This is a genomic window from Chitinophaga pendula (assembly GCF_020386615.1).
GTDB lineage: Bacteria > Bacteroidota > Bacteroidia > Chitinophagales > Chitinophagaceae > Chitinophaga > Chitinophaga pendula.
The window spans coordinates 6,497,062-6,514,530 of sequence record NZ_CP077769.1; the positions used below are offsets into that span (position 1 = coordinate 6,497,062).

The window sequence follows — 17,469 nt, forward strand, 5'->3', positions numbered from 1 at the left end:
TTTTAACAATTTCTCAATTAAATCCTACTAAAGCCCTCATCCTGGGAAGGGTTCCGGATAACCGGGCTTTATTCCTTGTCGAATTCTTCCTGTAATATCCTTCTTACATCACTCACCGTCTCTTCTTCCAGGTCAGAACGACGTACCAGCTCCTCCACTGTCAATTCCAATACACTGCGGGCCGTGTCACAACCTATACGCTTCAGCTCATCTATGATCCATTCTTCTATTTCATCAGAGAATTCCTCCAGGTCAATATCAAATTCCGTCTGCTCCTGCACCTCATCACGGAACACATCTATCTCATACCCTGTCAATTCACAGGCCAATTTGATATTCACACCCTTTTTACCAATCGCCAACGACACTTGGTCCGGCATCAGATAAACAGAGGCATACTTGTTTTCATTATCCAATTCCATACGACTAATCCTGGCCGGCGTAAGCGCGCGCTGAATCAGCAGCTGGATGTTGGCAGTATAGTTGATGATATCAATGTTTTCGTTCCTGAGTTCACGCACAATGCCATGGATACGGCTACCTTTCATGCCGACGCAGGCTCCTACGGGGTCGATACGGTCATCATAAGATTCAACAGCCACCTTAGCTCTTTCCCCTGGCTCGCGCACAATCTTTTTGATAACAATCAGGCCATCTGCGATTTCCGGTACTTCAATTTCCAGCAAGTTACCAAGGAAGGAAGAATGTGTACGTGAGAGAATGATGAGCGGAGCATTATTTTTCATCTCCACCTTCTTCACTACCGCCCGCACATTTTCCCCTTTTTTAAAGTAATCTGTCGGGATCTGTTCAGATTTAGGCAATATTAACTCATTCCCCTCATCATCGAGCAATAAAACTTCTTTTTTCCATACCTGATATACCTCACCAGTAACTATCTCCCCTACCCGATCCGCATATTTCTTAACAAGAATATTCTTTTTTAAATCCCCAATGCGGGCCGACAGCGTTTGCTTTGCCGCCAGAATCGCCCTGCGGCCAAAATCCTGTATCTCTACCTCCTCATACAACTCCTCCCCTACCTGAAGATCCGGTTCAACCTTAATGGCATCAGAATACTCGATTTGGGCATTATCGTCTTCAGATTCCCCATCCGCTACAATCATTCGGCGACGCAATATCTCCAGGTCCCCCTTGTCAGTATTTACGATTACATCAAAGTTTTCATCCGAGCCATACTTTTTCCTCAAAAGGGTCTTGAATACATCCTCCAATACCTTCATCAACGTTGGACGGTCAATATTCTCCGCATCCTTGAACTCAGTGAATGACTCGATCAGGTTTATACTAGCCATGTTTTGGTTATTATATTTTAAAACACGATGCACACCTTTGTGTGCTTGATTTCAGAAAATTTTATAGGTGTTTGTTGCTTTTCCTTCTTTTTGCCAATAGTTTCCTCTATCAGCAAGTGCTCCTCACTGGCCTCCAGCAACGTACCCTCTTTGGTCGTCCCATCAAGAAAAGTAACCTCTACCTTCCTCCCGATATTCTTAAGATACTGGCGAAGTTGTTTAAGCGGCTCATCCAGCCCCGGAGAAGAGACTTCAAGAGAAAAATCATCCGCTGGAAATAAGCCCGATGTTTCCAAGACAGGATAAAGCGCCCGGTTGAATGCCACCAGCTTCTCAACAGGTACTCCCTTATCTCCGTCTATAAAGAGCTTGATATTATTGGTGGGTTTGATCCGGATGTCTACTACGAAAAAATCCGGGTATTCTGACAGTAGGCTCTCCACCAACTGACGAATCGATGCTATTAACGGTTCATTTGCCATAAAAAAAACAAGAAGGGGACAATCACTCGTCCCCTTCGTTTGAATCATTATCCTAACACAAAATTAGCATTTTATTTTAATCCAAGAACAATTTCTTTAACTTGGTTCAAGAAAATACAGGTGGTGAACCCTTATCCCATCTCGAATTGGTAAATATTATAATGTGATAGGTGCAAACGAGAATGTCAATACGCTCATATATAAAACTACTTAACTTCGAAGCACTGGTATGGCCAATAGGCCTCATCACCCTGTTCCTCATGCACCCAGCCTCGTCCAGCCATCATAGCCTTTGCCTACTTAGGCAAACAGGCATCTCCTGGTGCCCCGGTTGCGGCCTCGGCCATTCCATCCACTTCTTCCTGCATGGAAACTGGAACGCAGCCTTCCACTACCACTGGCTTGGCCCATTTGCTACCTGTATGCTGATAATCAGATCAATACAACTGCTGTATTTACAATATAAGACATTTTCTCACCTAAAACGACCTAGTACATGAATGATCTGTCATTTGCCTTGCTGCCCGGAATCCAACAAGAAGAACTCATCTGGTTGCAGGAGCTGACGAAAAACTACGACGCTAACAACAAAGCCCGATTTCTGGCACTATACCAATCCAAAAGAAAAGACCCGCAAACCACACTGATCTGCTGCCTCATCGGACTGGTCGGCCCCGCCGGCATACATCGGTTCATATTAAATCAAATCGGTATGGGCATCCTCTACTTCCTCACCTTCGGCCTCTGTGCAATAGGTACCATCGTCGATGCCATCAATCATAAAAAACTAACCTGGGAATGCAATAAAAAAGCCGCCCTCGAATCGGCAGCACTACTCGGATTACAGTAAAATCCATCCTATCCCCTTACCTGATCGCTATTTCACTCCTATCAAGAGTGCCTGCCTGTCTGCATTTTACCCAAAATACAGACAGGCTTCTTTTTCTTAAAGAAAACTTAAAGTAACCCCTCTCCATTATCACCTTCCCGGATATTCCGCTACCTTTGTGCCACTATGATCAAATTCATCTTCACCATATTTTTCCTATGGTTGCTATATAAAGTGATATTCGATTTTATCATCCCGGTATACAATTCCACCCGGCAGGTGAGACAACAAATGAATACCATGCAACAACGCATGCGTGAACAGTACCAACAGCAACACCAACAACAACAAAATACCCAACAACAGCAGCAACAGCATGCAAACCAATCCGCACGCCCGGATAAAGGAGACTATATCGACTTCGAAGAAGTCAAATAGGATCACTCAACGCCATATTATAAAGGCCTGAAAATGTCCAGGATAGTCTTGGGCGCCTGAAGATGCACTGTTTGCAAACCTACCGCTTTCGCTCCCTCAATGTTGGGCAACGTATCATCAATAAATAAGGTCTCCGCAGGATCCAGCCCATTCTCATCCAAAATAAGCTCGTAAGCCTCCTTATAAGGTTTCCGGTAACCGATAAGATGAGAATAGTACGCCTTGTCAAAAAAAACACCCAAAGATGGGATCCCCCGCGTCGCTAACAAGGACGCATTAAATGCCTCCAAATGAATCGCATTTGTATTGCTCAACAAGTACATACTATACTGCTGCCGCAACTGCTGCAACAACTGTAACCGCTGCAACGGGAAATCCAATAACATCGCATTCCACGCATCAACGATCTGCCGCTCACTAACGTGCTCCCCTGTATGTCTTCGCATCGCCTCCAGAAATGCCTCATTGCCTACCTTACCCGTTTCCAGGTCCTCAAACAAACGGTCCGCATGAAATTGGGAAAATAAAGTCGGAAAATCCGTGACGCCGAGATCGGCAAATGCCTTGTTGGTCAACTGGAAATCTATATTCAGAATGACGCCTCCGAGGTCGAAAATGAGATGTTTAATGCCTTGCATAGTACTAAAGTAGTGCTTAAAAATGCAAAATTAAAAAGCCTCAACATGACAATGCAGCTTTTCTTTCAGAAAAAGAAAAATTGTTAGGATTATTGAATAAAAAATATTTAATTTTGCACTCCCCGAAAACGGGATTCCGTAAGGAATAGGTCCTATAGCTCAGTTGGTTAGAGCACCTGACTCATAATCAGGGGGTCCCAGGATCATGCCCTGGTGGGACCACAAGATAGTAAAGGCTTTTAGCAATCGCTGAAAGCCTTTACTGTTCATATCCCCTTTTCCATACACTATCTATGTCTCTATCAAACGTATTATCCAGCTATAAGTAGGTTGTGAGCATGTCTGTCAGGAAAGTGGTTGTATCTTTATGATAACCAATTGATTATGGATATTTTGATGAAATGCTTGACTGTGGCTGATATTCATTTTATTTATTATTTTTAATAGTATGTGAAATAAAAATTTATTCACTCACGTCCACCTCTCCTATAGCTCTCCTGTATCATTCGTATATCATTCCTATAGTCATCCCATATCCTTAATGCTCAATTAATATTCACCTTGTACTTTTGATGCGTGAACTACATCATTTTCCTCGGCGCATTCCAGGCGCTGATCGTGTTAGGACTATTATCAGCGGGCAACAAAAACAGGTCATCAGATGGCATATTACGCTGGCTCTTGATGTGTATGTTTGTCCACCTGGGCGTTAACTTCTTCCTGAATACAGTATTCCCCAACGCTGAAATACACAAGCAATTCAATACTTTCATCACCTTATTCTATACTCCCCTGCTTTGGATGTATGCCGCCCGCTTAGGTGCTCCCGAGCACCAGGTAAAGACCGTATACCTCTTCCTGCCAGGCATAATAGCCGCTATAGCATACTTTATGATTGCCGGCTATATTATTACCCATCACGGGAAAACACCCGAAACCATCTGGTATTATAACCAGGTCACAAACTACGCCATCATCCTGTCGTACATCATATACCCGATCAAGACCCTCCAGGTGGCCCGGAAGATCCCGGACTTCTGGAAAACGGAAAAACACCTCGTACGATTCATCGCCGCATTATTCCTGACTATCAGTGCCATCTTCCTGCTAATGCTGTATAAAGCATATTTCCCTTCACCATTGGCAGACCTCGACGGACACCTCTGGGCACGCACCCTCTGTTATATCGCCCTGTTGACAGCTTGCCTGGCCATAGGACGCGTGAAAGTGTTGTCCTTAATGTACACCCACATAGAAATATCACTAAGCCCTTCCGCTCACATCGTCATACCTCCAGCAGAACAGGTAGATACTACAGACGAAATAACGCAAACGATCACCCGCCGGAAACAAGCCTTGTCCGACACACAACAAGCCCGGATAGCTGCCGATATGAACCAGATAATGAAAGATAAAAAACCCTATCTGGAGCCCGAACTAACCCTCGATGGTCTCGCCAAACAAATGAGCATATCCCGCCATCACCTTTCCGAAACACTGAATCAATACCTCGCCAAGTCCTTCTATCAATACGTCAACGAATACCGCGTAAAAGAAGTGACGGATATGATGAAACACTATACCGAAAAAGGTGTAGTACCCAACATACTATCCCTGGCTTTCGATGCCGGCTTCCATTCCAAATCATCCTTCAACCAGTATTTCAAAAAGACAGTAGGACACACCCCTTCTGCCTACCTGAAAAACCTACCCTCTGCCGACGCTCCCACCACTGGCGACCTCATATTGCAATCCTGATCTGCTGCCAAAACAAGGCGGCTCTCAACAAAATCGCCGGGACTTCCACCGGATCCGCCCGTCCGTAAACACCGGACTTAATAATAGGGTAACTTTTGATAAGGGGTTGATTTTCAATTTTTAATAAGCCTCTACGATCGGTAAAGACCACCCAATCGTACGGATGGATCGACAAGGTCGACCATCCCACCTCCACACAACATCTTTGTGCGAAATTTTACTTGCACATGAACAGGATCATTTTACTCATTGTGTTCTTGCTGCCCGGTCTCTGCCAGGCACAACAGATCAGAGGGACCATCACCTCCAAAGACGGACCACTGCCGGGAGCTACCGTTTATACAGATGACCTGAACACACAAACCGATCTTACCGGCACCTTCACCCTGGCACAAAAGAAGATCGGTAAGGTAAAGCTCACCATCAGCTACATCGGATACACACCACAGATAATTACACTCGAAACCAAAAATGGACGGAACGACCTGGGCACCATCGCATTGTCACCCAAAGTGGGCAACATCGGCGAAATAGTAGTTAAAAGCTCCACCGTCGGCTCACAGATAAAAGCGATCAGCATAAAGAAAAATGCCAACGCCATCATGGAAGTCCTGGCCGCCGACGCAATCGGTAAACTACCAGACCGCAATGCCGCCGAAGCCGTACAACGCATGCAGGGCGTATCCATAGAAAGAGACCTGGGAGAAGGCCGCTATGTCTCCGTTCGTGGTACTCCCATGCAATGGAGCGCCTCCCTCCTCAACGGCAATCGCATGCCCAGCGCCAGCGCCGACTATGCCGACCGCCGCGTACAAATGGATATATTCCCTTCCGAACTGATAGAATATGTACAACTGTCCAAAGCCATCACCCCAGATATGGAAGGAGATGCCATCGGAGGATCGGTCAACTTCATTACCAAAACAGCTCCGATATCAAGAGTGCTGAATATCAACGCCGCCGGCGGATATGGCGATCAGGCACGCAAAGGGTCCTATAATACCTCCCTCGTATATGGCGACCGGCTGATGAACGGCAAACTAGGCTTCATCGTCTCCGGCGTAATATGGGACCGCACCTCCGCACAGGACCGCTATAATGTAGACTATAACTTCGCCAGCACTAACAGCGTCCAGTCGTTTTCCATAGCAGACCTGCAACTGCGCGACTACGTAGCCAGAAGACGTACACTGGGCTTCAACGGCGGATTGGAATACATCATCAATCCCGACCATAAAATATTTGCTAAAGGGATCTACAGCGAATACCTCGATCAGCAAAAAGTACATGAAACCTATTTCAACTTCGACGCCAAAAATGCCCAGATACAGACAAGAGCAGCAGACTATCTCACAAAACTCCAATCTGTCGAACTGGGGGGTATTTCCAGCTTGCTCAAAGGAAAAATGACCCTCGACTGGTCGTTGAGTATGGATGAATCATCCTTCCGTTTCAAAGATCCGGGATACCCCATCGCGACCTTCCAGCAGGCTGCCGCCTACGATGGCCTGGCACCCGATGGCAAAAAATACCTCCGCATAGACGCTCCCAACGGCGTTGGCGACGTCATCGATGCCGTACTGCCACACCTGTCAGCCTCCACTCCTGTAGATCCCACACAAATGAAGCTCGCCCGCATCACCTTGCTGAGAGCAGCCAATAATGAAAAGAACAAACGAGTGGCCTTCAACCTGAAGTACAGTAACAACGAAAAATTGCACGTCAAATTCGGTGGTAAGTTTATCCACAAGGATAAATATGTGGCCAATAATCCCTTTGATGTATACATGACCGGCCTCGCAGGAAAAGCCGCTCCGGCTATAGCCGAACTGGGCACAGAACCATTCCCGTATAATGGCGGATTCCTCACCGAAATAGGTACGCCATACAATAATGTACTGATAGACCAGGTGCCACTATCTGCCCTCAAAGGATATGTAAGCCCGGAATTTATCAACCAGTACAAATTGACTAAAGTGGTCAGCGATGCCCCCGATAACGCTTCAGGCGCCACTAAATATTTCACCGGTACAGAAGATGTATACGCTATATACGCGATGGCAGAATATAAGCCGCTGGCTAAACTGACCGTCATCGGTGGGATCCGCAACGAATACAATAAGGTCCGCTTCAATGGCAAACAGGTGGTCACCTTCAATGGCGGCAGCCGTATCAACGACCTCAAACAGGACAATAGCTATAATGCCTTCCTGCCTATGCTGCACCTGAAATACCAGGCCAGCACCAAGGATATCCTCCGCCTGGCATATACCCGCACCTTTGCCCGCGCCGATTTCAGCCAGCTCAACCCGGCTACCACACAAGATGATGTCAATAAGATCATCACCCGCGGTAGAGCAGACCTGCAGCCTACCTTCGCCAGCAATATCGACCTCATGGCCGAACACTATTTCGGCGGCATCGGTATGGTAAGCATAGGCGCATTCTATAAAAGCCTGTCTAACCTGATCTATAATAACCAGTCCAACGAGATCATCCAGGGCCTGAACTATACCGTCACACAACCGGATAACCTGCAAAAAGCCTGGTTATATGGCTTCGAAGCAGGCTTCTCCAAACGCTTTACCGAACTGCCGGGAGTATTGAAATACTTCGGACTGGAAGGCAACTACACCTTTACCAACTCCCGCGTGAAAATCCCTCGCTTCGTAGGCAACAAACGCATAGACGACGAAAGCGTCATCCCTAAACAAGCCAAACATATCTTCAACGCCTCTATCATATTTGAGAACAAAAAGTTCATGGCCCGGATAGCAGGCAATTATAAAGGCAAATACCTCGATGCCATCCGCCAGGCAGCAGGCCCCGGCCACTACCGCTGGTACGCACAAAACTTTACGGTAGACTGCTCCGCTTCTTTCTCCATATCCAACCATATCCGCTTGTTCGCAGAGGTAAATAATATCACCAACGCACCGGTAAGATTCTACCATGGCTCCTACGATCGCACAGAACAGGCAGAATGGTATTCCATCCGCGGACAGATAGGCGTCAGCATGAAACTATTCTAAACATAAAAAACACGCATGAATATGAAAATCACCAATACGCTGATGGGTGCACTGCTCGCCATCAGCCTCACAGCCCGGGTGAATGGCCAGGATAAACTGGACAAACTCAAAATAAATCAGATACAGGTACTGGGTACGCACAACAGCTATGCACGCCCCGTAGATACCGCCCTGATGGCGTATGCAGATCCTATCTTTGATAAGTTGTTCAAAAACTACGCGCAGATGATGCCAAAAGAACAACAGGATGCATTTAAAGAATTCCATCCCAATGGCATGAAAATGAGCGAAGGACTGAAATACGACCACCCGCCTTTTGATGTGCAGCTCAACGCAGGCCTCAGAAGCCTGGAACTGGACGTATACTACGATCCTACCGGCAACCGATTCAACCACCCTGCCTCCTACCGCATATTGCAGGAGAAAGGATATACTAACCTGGCACCTTTTGATACGACCGGCCTGAGCCAACCGGGGTTTAAAGTGCTGCACGTTGCCGATTTCGACTTCCGCACCCACTACCCTACCTTGAAGGCTGCCTTGCTGAGCCTGAAAAAATGGTCCGATGAGCACCCCGCCCACATCCCCATCTACATACAGGTAGAAGCAAAAGATCGCGGTATCCCTATCTTTCCGAAAGCAACAGAAGTGCTGCCTTTTAGCGAAAAAGCATTCGATGAGCTAGACCAGGAAGTGGTGAGCGTACTCGGCCGTGATAAATTGATCACCCCGGACGACATCCGAGGTAGCTATCCCTCCCTGCGCGAAGCCGTATTGGCCAACAACTGGCCTACCGTGAAAGCGGCTAGAGGAAAGTTCATCTTCCTGCTGTTACCCACCACCGCTGGCCTCGGTAAAGCAGCCCCGTATGCCAACAATCGCCCTAACCTGGAACATCGCGTTATGTTCATGCAGTCCGATCCAAAAGATAGCTATGCCGCTTTCCTGCTACTCGACAACGCCATCCTACGACAGAAGGAGATCAAAGACTATGTACAACAGGGATATATCGTCAGAACCCGGTCAGATATCGAGACCTACGAAGCCAAAGTCAATGACTATACCCGCGCCAATGCAGCTTTCAGCAGCGGAGCACAGGTCGTATCAACCGACTTTTTCAGACCAGGAAATGGATATGGTACCTCCTATGTGGTAAAATTACCGGGTGGCGGCGAAGCCAGGAAAAACCCGGTGAATACAGGTAAATAACAATAACTATACATGAAAATGCCCCGCTACCAGTCATCCAACGGGTTAGCGGGGCCTTCGCTTTAACAACAATTAGCAGGTACGCAATATTATACGCACCAGCATGTCCGCCACTCTGAATAAGGAATACAGTTATTCGGACGCTGCGAATGACCACAGGTGATCACCGTTTCAGGTGCTCCTCCCTTCAGATGGGACTGGCTTTCATCAGTTAAGTGGGCAATCTTTACCTTGCCAAGTGACAGTTTTTTGGATGTTACCTTTTTCATGGAAGAACAGTTTAAACAAATAATGAAAATACCAGCAGGTAGCTGACATCTAAAACAACGCTTCAATAATAGTTTTCCGTATCTCGTAAACTTTTTTCCCGATCCCGTAACCCACCCCTTCCACCCCCCCTGTACCTTTGCGCGTCATTTTAACATTTCTTTAATCACTCTGTCATGCGTATCGCTTACAACACAATGGTGAGGCTACTTTGTCTGGTATTCACCGTATTCATTACTTTACCCGCCTTTTCAGAGACAGAACCACTCTCCGCTATTAAAGGAACCGTTACCACCGCAGATGGTACCCCCGCTGCTTTTGTCGCCGTGCAGATCAAAGAAAAAAATCGCGGAACACTCACGAACGAGAAAGGGGAGTTCGTTTTTAAAAGAATGCATCCAGGCCGTTACACACTGGCCGTAATGCTTATGGGATATAAAACAATTACCCAGGAAGTAGAAGTCAAACAGGATGAGATCGTTACCGTATCCCTCCAATTGGAAGCTTCCAACAAACAACTACAGGAAGTAATCATCAGTGGCAACAGAAATCGCTATACCACTGATAGCCTCTCCGCTAGCCTTCGCTTGAAAACACCCTTACTGGAAGTACCACAGAATATTCAAGTAATCTCCGCAAACATTATCGCCGATCAACAAGTGTTCGATATCGTCGATGGTATCACCCGCAACGTAAGCGGCGCCACCCGCCTCGGCCACTGGGATAACCAATATGCCAACATCCGTATGCGTGGTTCCAAGATTCCCGCCTTTAGAAACGGCATGAACATCGAAGCCAGCTGGGGACCTACCGCAGAAGATGCGGCCATGATAGAACGGATCGAATTCGTAAAAGGCCCCGCCGGTTTCATGCTGGCAAATGGCGAACCTGGCGGATTCTATAACGTAGTCACTAAAAAACCTACCGGTATCACCAAAGGTGCCGTAAACGTCAGCATGGGTAGCTTCAGCACCTATCGTGCTGCCGTCGACCTCGATGGTAAACTGAGCAAAGATGGTAAACTCCTCTACCGCCTCAACGTCGCCGGCCAGCAAAAAGACTTCTATACCAAATACAACTACAGCAATCGCTACCTCTTCGCTCCCGTTGTTAAATACCTCGTAGACGACAGAACGTCCGTAACCTTCGAATACACTTACCAAACATCAAAATACCTCTCCAACGGAAACTATACCTTCTCCAAAAGAAAACTCCTGGATGAAAATATCTCCAACGACTTCTTCTACGGAGATCCGTCCGTAGAACCGGGTAAATTAAATGACCACAGCGCTTACATCTACTTCGATCATCAACTGAATGACAGATGGCAGGCACACGCACAGGTCGCCTATTTCAACTTCAGCATGGTTGCCAACAGCATGTGGGCCAACAGCGTACAGGAAAATGGAGATATGGACCGCTACTTCAGCATAGGCGATGAAGCAGGCGAAAATCGCTTCGCCCAGATATCCTTCTCCGGAGAAGAATACACCGGCAAAGTACGCCACCGCATCCTCGCTGGCCTCGATATGGGAAACAAAAAATTCTGGGGAGACTTCCGCACGCTGAACCCCTCCATCAGGTTCGCTAAAGGAGAACTCTTCAACGTATACAATCCGAAATACGGACTGCCTTTCGATTCTATTCCTAAAATCGACCGCTCACAAAGCGTAAGAACCAGAGCCGGCCAATCAGATTATATATCCGTAGTCAACTATACCTCCGTATACGTACAAGACGAGCTGGCTTTCTTTAACAACAAACTCCGCTTATCCCTGGCAGGTAGGTTTACCTATGCCGAAACAGTAGGTAAAACAAAAACCGCTGGCCTGAAAGATAATGTAGTAACTCCTCGCGTCGGCTTAAGCTACTCGATCGATAAAGCAACCACCGTATACGCATTGTATGACAACTCCTTCGTGCCGCAAACAGGGCTGGATTCCAATCTGGTAGCGTTCAAACCTGTAAAAGGAGTAGATTACGAAGTAGGAGCAAAACGCGAATGGGCAAATGGTAAATGGCTGACCTCCATATCCGCTTACCGCATCTCCCGCGAAAACGCTAAAGTACCACTGGGATTCAAAGATAGCCGCGGAGCAGATGTATACGATGTACTGGGCCAAACCGTAACTAAAGGTATTGAAGCCGATATCAGTGGCGAAGTATTGCCCGGCCTCAACGTTACCTTAAACTACGCCTACACAGACGCTAAAATCACCAAAGAGGCCGCTAGCGCAAAGACCAAAACAGTTGGCAACGTAACACCTAACACATCCGCACACATCACCAACGCATGGATAAGCTACCGACTGGGCAACGGCCCGCTCTCCGGTCTGGGCGTAACGGGCGGCTTCCAATGGCTGGCAGATCGATATGTAGGGACCACAAAAACACCTAACATCCCGAACTACTTCCGTGTCGATGGCGGCCTAAGCTATCAAAGAGGTAAATACAATATCTCCATGCTGGTGAACAACCTGCTGGACGACCGTACCCTCCTCACTTCCGCTTCCCTCCCAACCTCCCCCGCAGGCTACTATAGCTATATCGTAGAAGCCCGCAGGAACTTCAGACTCACAATAGGATATCGTTTCTAATATCTTCTCACCTTGCATAAAAGGTAGCGCCTGGTATATCATACCAGGCGCTACCTTTTAATACTATCCACCAAAAGGGTGAAATTACGGACAAGGTTAAACGTAGATAGGTAACGCAGCATAAGTGGAGCAGGAATACCGAATTTTGTAGCACGGAACCTGTAAACCAAAACAATAGCAAGCATTTTTCTCAGGCAGTCGCCTGGACAGAACAGCTTTGAAAAACGTTAAAGGTGGCGGCGTTGCCAATACAATAGCACCATGCGCCAGCCAATTCTGCGGCGGCATCGCTGGTTTCGAATGCCCGAAAGGATGCACCTGCAAACTGGATGGCTCTTATCCTGATGAAGGTGGCCGCTGCCTCGGATGATAAGCGTATAAGAAAGGAGAATGGGAAGTTCCTGCTACCCATCCAGGATGGATATTCTTCTAAAATGTATTTGCCCTATATAACCCATCAAAAGTGCAACCGGGTGACGGCATCAGATTTGCAAATCATTGGCAAAATCAGTACTTTAAATAATAAAATACACCGTCTCCTTTTGAGAGTAGCAGGCGACCATATCATCATCTACAGAGACCATACCGATATAACGGGAAGTATATTCCTCTTATTTATAGCACTCATACCGGCCGCTGCCTGTCTGATATTGCCCATTGCCTTCTATAGGGAAGTATTCACAGATCTTAGTGATATAATACCGGGCATCCTCTTTTTTATTGCCGGAGCCCTATGTCTTATGGGCACTGAATGGGTACTGCGGGCCGCTGAAACAAGCAAAATATATAAGGATAAAAACCAATTGGCATGGCTTCCTTTTGGGAGTTTCCTGTTGTGCATGTTCCTTTCCGTAAATAAGCTGAAAGCTAATGCAGTCCGGATGGAAACAACAGAGGCTTGGGTAAGTATCGGCTCCCTTTCCCTGGGACTTATATTACTTCTGTACATCGTACGAAAAGCGTTACGCATCAGTTACGACAAAAAGAAGTTACCTATCCTTACGCTGCATCCGGAAGGGTTGGCCTACCTCGATAATCCCTTATATAATTGGGAAAATATAGACCATATCGATCTGTGGACAGTATTTGATCAGAAAATGATGCAATTGCACCTTCACAGTAAAGAAGTGATCGAATATCCATTGATAAACCAGTATGAGGTGAGCGAGTTTAAAAACCTCCACCTGCTGCAGACCTGCCTGAAGAAGTTTATAGAAAAAGTAGAGATCCGGGAAGACCGGCACCAAACAGGTTAAAGCCCAAAACAGTACATGCAAATAGTCACCATCATAAGGAAATAAAAGGGGGTGTCTCATTTGTTTATGAGACACCCCCTTTCTGCATACCCTTTAAAAAGGTCTGTACCGGCTGAGATACTTAACGTTTAAGGATAAACTTACGGGATGGTTCGTTGTCCGTGCTGATAATATATACGCCGTCCTTCAGTTCCTGTGGCAGCAATATCTCTAACTTATTATGCCCCGTTGCCACACGTAAACGCTGATCATATACCACCTTGCCGGATACGTCCGTAACCGTGATCCGCTGCAAAACATTCGCCTTGCTCGACAATTCTATAAATACCCTGTCTCTGGCAGGTACCGGGTAAACATGAAGACCGGCCCCCGCTCTATTATCCTCTCCGGCAGAAGACTTACTGTATTTGCTGACCACGGCCTGTTTCGGTGTAGCACTGAGCGCAGCTACCAGCTGATAACACTGCGTATTACTGAAAGCGCCGCTATATCCTATCACCCGTATATAATACTTGCCTACCGCACCATTGTTGTATACAATCCTTTCACTGGTAGTACCCGCATTTTCAGATTTAACAAGCTGAGTGCCGGCTGCATTGTAAAGATATACATCATAGTCCTTCGGTAAATTACTCAGGCTGATCTCGATATGTGGTCTCGCAGTCGTAGTGGAGATACTATACCAGTCTACATCTGATGCACTGGCGATCTGCGCCCGCACAATAGAATCAACCGGGATGCCCGCTGCCGTAGCCTGCGTATTGTTAGGCTCATAAGCATCCGCACAACCTGTTACAGGAGTAGTCGTAATGTTGAGACGATAACATTTGATGTCTGAGTAAGCGCCGTTATAGCCATATATATACACATAGTAGGTACCCGCTGCCGCCGTAGCATAACTGATGCTTTCCGTATTTACATCGCCTTGTTGCGAACTCGCCAGCTGTGCACCCGTGCTGGATAATAATCGGATGTCATAATCTGCAGGCAGGCGGTCAAGTGTAAGGTCAATATTCGTAGTGCCCGTAGTGGTAAATTGGTAATAGTCAACGTCGGAAGCAGAAGAGATCTGTGCATTGAAACTGGTATTGGCACGCACAACGGCAGCCGTTGCCTGCGTATTATTAGGCTCCAGCTGATCCTCACAGGTCTTTACAGGAATAACGGCAGCCACTAACCGGTAACAGATCGAATCATTCGCATCACTGGCAGTATTACCATATACCTGGATGATAAAGGTCCCTGCTACTCGCTGACGGAAAATGCTGTCCGCCACCGTTCCTCCTTGAGTAGAAGTAGCCAGCACAGCACCATTGGCACTTAACAGACGCAGGTTGTAGTTAGCGGGTAAGTTGTCCAGCGTGACACGGAGATCGCTGCTATCAGCAATATTGATCTTGTAATAATCCTGATCCCCACGCACTCCGATCTTAGCCCTGATCTCTGCACCGGCGAAAATAACAGCGGCGGAATCGATCGAGTTGTTAGGCTCATAGGGGTCAGGACACGTCTGCGGATTGCTGGTATCCGTACAGGGATAATCCGCACCGTTCAACTGCAGGATGCCTGTATTATCCGGGTCCAGCCAGGGCTTCAGCTGATGCAGGTTGTCCGTTCCGTTCGATGTCCAGTTCTGCGCAAACTGACCATAATAATCCACCTTGTTGGAAGCAGAGGCACCACAACTGGAAGGCCCGCCGGACAACTGTCCAACAACCTCTCCCTGGTTATTGAATAACGGAGACCCGGAAGACCCGCCTTCCGTAACACTCCAGTTAGTAACCGTCTGTACCCACGCCGCTTTCCAGTGTGTATAGGGAGGAGTACTAGGAGTATTGTAACCAGAAGCCACCAGCGGCGTAGAATAGGTAGATATCTTTTTGATATCCCCGGCCGGATGGTGTATGCTCACACCACTCGGGCTAGCAGCCACATTGGCATTCCACCCGGCATAATATACATTGTACGCCTGCGGTACCGCTTGTTTGAATTCCACCAGCTGAAAATCAGATCCCTCTACACGCCCGTTGTCGCCCGCACGGGCACGTTGTACACAACCGGTAATAGTATTGCTGGGTGGTTCTGTAGCCGGATTACTGCAGGTAGGAGACTCGTAGTTGAAATAAAATATCCATTGGTTAAAGTCAGCTTCCGAAGCATCAGAACCACAGTGGTTGGCTGTCAGGAAGTATGGTTTGCAATTCCTTCGCGCATTATTCACTAACGCGCCGGAACAGAGGTAACTACTGCTGCCCAACCGGAATACGATCCTGGCCACCGAACGTTTCTGCTTTTGCCAGGCTACCCCTTCCGGACAGTTCACATTGACATTACAGCTACCCGATGCCGCCAGCCGGGCATTGGCAGCTGCCCTCCCCTCCGGGATACGTGAACTGTATACATGGTTAACACCAGAAATAGTAAACCGTCCCTTATTGCTCACCGCCACTGGCTCATAATACTCGATAATACAATCACTTCCCTTGATCACCTCCGTTGCAAAAAGACCAGTCTCCTGGTTGTTCGCCGCAGTAAACGCACCGATCAGCTGTGTCCTCTCCGGGTTGTATACGAACAGCCGGCTACCTTCTGGCAAATACATCCCCTTGTAATACAAAGAGGTCGCCAACGCCCCTTGCACAGCTATCCGCAATCGCCATATACGATCCCCGTTAGCCAGCGTCTCCCAGGTACCTGAATTCTGCAAGGAATAGTCAGTAGGAACAATAATGCCTATACGTAAGGGTAACCCCTGCTTCTCATTATGGGCATCCTCTTCCTGTATCGTGCGTAACGACAACGCAGCAACGGTTTTAGTAGCCACCGGCACAGCAGACGTCCTGGAAAAGCTCAATGGCCTCCCCCCCTGACTAACCTGGGCTTTTAAAATAGGTGCGGCAAGCAATGCTGCCGCAAAGAGTAAAAGTCTTGCTTTCATAAAAAGATAAAATTTGAGTGATGAATAAGGCTTCGAAACAGCCGGATATATGTACAGACCAGTAGACTGGTTGCAGACGAAGAGGATGCAATACGCGTAAGGCAATATTGTTTACATAGGAGTAAGGCGTGCCTATGCCAGGTGAATTGGCGAGTTGACATAAAGGTGGCCGGTAGGGCTATTTTCTCTGATTAACTTGCTGAACGAGGGCACAAACAACTTAAAGGTAGGAGCCAGTACTGCAATGTAGCAACGCTGTATACCTCCTGCAAAAAAAAGACAGTCCCCAACCGGGACTGTCAATATATCTGCTGCTCATGCAGTCTTTACCATGGGGAATAGTATAACCGTTAAAAGAAAAACAGCTACACAGATGGAACAAACATAGATAGATGGAAGGCCGGTAAAATCCACGTCACAAACAACTACGCTTGTAACCATGGAGCGATAGCGGGCATAACGCTCGCTACTAATTTATATAGCATGGAAATGAATCAAATGGAACAGCAGAATAATACACCTGCCTGGTTGGTCCCTGATCGCTTACCTCACTACTAAAGTTGTATACATAAAATGGTTATTTCGTTGGCGTAACCTCCTGTTGCTACATAGGTCGGTTCACCGGGGAGATGGCTAAAATTTACATGGGGCACTGGATGAATAATAGTATACTGTTGTGATACCGCACTTTGCATAATTCGTGCCAAAC

General features: G+C 47.1%; 14 protein-coding genes and 1 tRNA gene. 10 read left to right on the forward strand and 5 right to left on the reverse strand.

Annotated features, from left to right (window positions below; genetic code table 11):
- Window positions 1-68: 68 nt before the first annotated feature.
- Window positions 69-1,316, reverse strand: a complete 1,248-nt coding sequence (gene nusA / locus KTO58_RS24360) for a transcription termination factor NusA (protein WP_095836903.1) — start codon at window positions 1,314-1,316, stop codon at window positions 69-71.
- A gap of 17 nt (window positions 1,317-1,333) precedes the next feature.
- Window positions 1,334-1,846: a ribosome maturation factor RimP gene (gene rimP / locus KTO58_RS24365; protein WP_095836902.1), complete on the reverse strand. Its 513-nt coding sequence runs from the start codon at window positions 1,844-1,846 to the stop codon at window positions 1,334-1,336.
- 212 nt (window positions 1,847-2,058) lie between these two features.
- On the opposite strand from rimP, the gene KTO58_RS28965 reads away from it, so the two are divergent.
- From KTO58_RS28965 to KTO58_RS24380, 3 genes are all read left to right on the forward strand, one after another.
- Window positions 2,059-2,298, forward strand: a complete 240-nt coding sequence (locus KTO58_RS28965; protein ID WP_225860270.1) for a DUF2752 domain-containing protein — start codon at window positions 2,059-2,061, stop codon at window positions 2,296-2,298.
- A complete protein-coding gene (locus KTO58_RS24375) occupies window positions 2,295-2,648 on the forward strand; it encodes a TM2 domain-containing protein (RefSeq protein ID WP_198315127.1) in 354 nt (117 codons plus the stop codon). The genes KTO58_RS28965 and KTO58_RS24375 overlap by 4 nt, the downstream gene beginning before the upstream one ends.
- A 165-nt stretch (window positions 2,649-2,813) precedes the next feature.
- Window positions 2,814-3,065 (forward strand): DUF4834 family protein, encoded by a 252-nt coding sequence (locus tag KTO58_RS24380; RefSeq protein WP_095836900.1) that lies wholly within the window; start codon window positions 2,814-2,816, stop codon window positions 3,063-3,065.
- A 17-nt stretch (window positions 3,066-3,082) separates the two neighbouring features.
- Here KTO58_RS24380 and KTO58_RS24385 read toward each other — a convergent pair whose 3' ends face one another.
- Window positions 3,083-3,703, reverse strand: a complete 621-nt coding sequence (locus tag KTO58_RS24385) for an HAD family hydrolase (RefSeq protein ID WP_095836899.1) — start codon at window positions 3,701-3,703, stop codon at window positions 3,083-3,085.
- Window positions 3,704-3,851: 148 nt separating this feature from the next.
- On the opposite strand from KTO58_RS24385, the gene KTO58_RS24390 reads away from it, so the two are divergent.
- From KTO58_RS24390 to KTO58_RS24405, 4 genes are all read left to right on the forward strand, one after another.
- A tRNA-Ile gene (locus KTO58_RS24390) sits at window positions 3,852-3,925 on the forward strand.
- A 354-nt stretch (window positions 3,926-4,279) separates the two neighbouring features.
- On the forward strand, window positions 4,280-5,461 hold the full coding sequence (locus KTO58_RS24395) for an AraC family transcriptional regulator (protein WP_095836898.1): 1,182 nt from the start codon (window positions 4,280-4,282) through the stop codon (window positions 5,459-5,461).
- 227 nt (window positions 5,462-5,688) lie between these two features.
- Window positions 5,689-8,493, forward strand: coding sequence for a TonB-dependent receptor (locus KTO58_RS24400; protein ID WP_095836897.1), 2,805 nt, complete (start codon window positions 5,689-5,691; stop codon window positions 8,491-8,493).
- A gap of 15 nt (window positions 8,494-8,508) precedes the next feature.
- The gene (locus tag KTO58_RS24405) at window positions 8,509-9,702 is read left to right on the forward strand and encodes a Ca2+-dependent phosphoinositide-specific phospholipase C (RefSeq protein ID WP_095836896.1); all 1,194 of its coding nucleotides are present in this window, start codon (window positions 8,509-8,511) and stop codon (window positions 9,700-9,702) included.
- An 89-nt stretch (window positions 9,703-9,791) separates the two neighbouring features.
- On the opposite strand, the gene KTO58_RS24410 is transcribed toward KTO58_RS24405, so the two are convergent.
- Entirely contained in the window at window positions 9,792-9,971 is a 180-nt protein-coding gene (locus KTO58_RS24410; RefSeq protein ID WP_157752761.1) for a class I lanthipeptide, read from the reverse strand.
- Window positions 9,972-10,145: 174 nt separating this feature from the next.
- Here KTO58_RS24410 and KTO58_RS24415 point away from each other — a divergent pair, with 174 nt between their 5' ends.
- From KTO58_RS24415 to KTO58_RS24425, 3 genes are all read left to right on the forward strand, one after another.
- Window positions 10,146-12,566, forward strand: coding sequence for a TonB-dependent receptor (locus tag KTO58_RS24415; RefSeq protein ID WP_095836895.1), 2,421 nt, complete (start codon window positions 10,146-10,148; stop codon window positions 12,564-12,566).
- Window positions 12,567-12,783: 217 nt separating this feature from the next.
- The gene (locus KTO58_RS24420) at window positions 12,784-12,936 is read left to right on the forward strand and encodes a hypothetical protein (protein WP_157752760.1); all 153 of its coding nucleotides are present in this window, start codon (window positions 12,784-12,786) and stop codon (window positions 12,934-12,936) included.
- 172 nt (window positions 12,937-13,108) lie between these two features.
- Window positions 13,109-13,822 (forward strand): hypothetical protein, encoded by a 714-nt coding sequence (locus tag KTO58_RS24425; protein ID WP_157752759.1) that lies wholly within the window; start codon window positions 13,109-13,111, stop codon window positions 13,820-13,822.
- 121 nt (window positions 13,823-13,943) lie between these two features.
- On the opposite strand, the gene KTO58_RS24430 is transcribed toward KTO58_RS24425, so the two are convergent.
- Window positions 13,944-16,760 (reverse strand): pre-peptidase C-terminal domain-containing protein, encoded by a 2,817-nt coding sequence (locus tag KTO58_RS24430; RefSeq protein ID WP_095836893.1) that lies wholly within the window; start codon window positions 16,758-16,760, stop codon window positions 13,944-13,946.
- Window positions 16,761-17,469 lie beyond the last annotated feature (709 nt).

Bases quoted from the DNA above. Each gene is read 5' to 3' on its own strand.
- nusA (WP_095836903.1), bottom strand. From the start codon at position 1,316: ATGGCTAGTATAAACCTGATCGAGTCATTCACTGAGTTCAAGGATGCG.
- rimP (WP_095836902.1), bottom strand. From the start codon at position 1,846: ATGATTCAAACGAAGGGGACGAGTGATTGTCCCCTTCTTGTTTTTTTT.
- KTO58_RS28965 (WP_225860270.1), top strand. From the start codon at position 2,059: ATGCACCCAGCCTCGTCCAGCCATCATAGCCTTTGCCTACTTAGGCAA.
- KTO58_RS24375 (WP_198315127.1), top strand. From the start codon at position 2,295: ATGAATGATCTGTCATTTGCCTTGCTGCCCGGAATCCAACAAGAAGAA.
- KTO58_RS24380 (WP_095836900.1), top strand. From the start codon at position 2,814: ATGATCAAATTCATCTTCACCATATTTTTCCTATGGTTGCTATATAAA.
- KTO58_RS24385 (WP_095836899.1), bottom strand. From the start codon at position 3,703: ATGCAAGGCATTAAACATCTCATTTTCGACCTCGGAGGCGTCATTCTG.
- KTO58_RS24400 (WP_095836897.1), top strand. From the start codon at position 5,689: ATGAACAGGATCATTTTACTCATTGTGTTCTTGCTGCCCGGTCTCTGC.
- KTO58_RS24405 (WP_095836896.1), top strand. From the start codon at position 8,509: ATGAATATGAAAATCACCAATACGCTGATGGGTGCACTGCTCGCCATC.
- KTO58_RS24410 (WP_157752761.1), bottom strand. From the start codon at position 9,971: ATGAAAAAGGTAACATCCAAAAAACTGTCACTTGGCAAGGTAAAGATT.
- KTO58_RS24415 (WP_095836895.1), top strand. From the start codon at position 10,146: ATGCGTATCGCTTACAACACAATGGTGAGGCTACTTTGTCTGGTATTC.
- KTO58_RS24430 (WP_095836893.1), bottom strand. From the start codon at position 16,760: ATGAAAGCAAGACTTTTACTCTTTGCGGCAGCATTGCTTGCCGCACCT.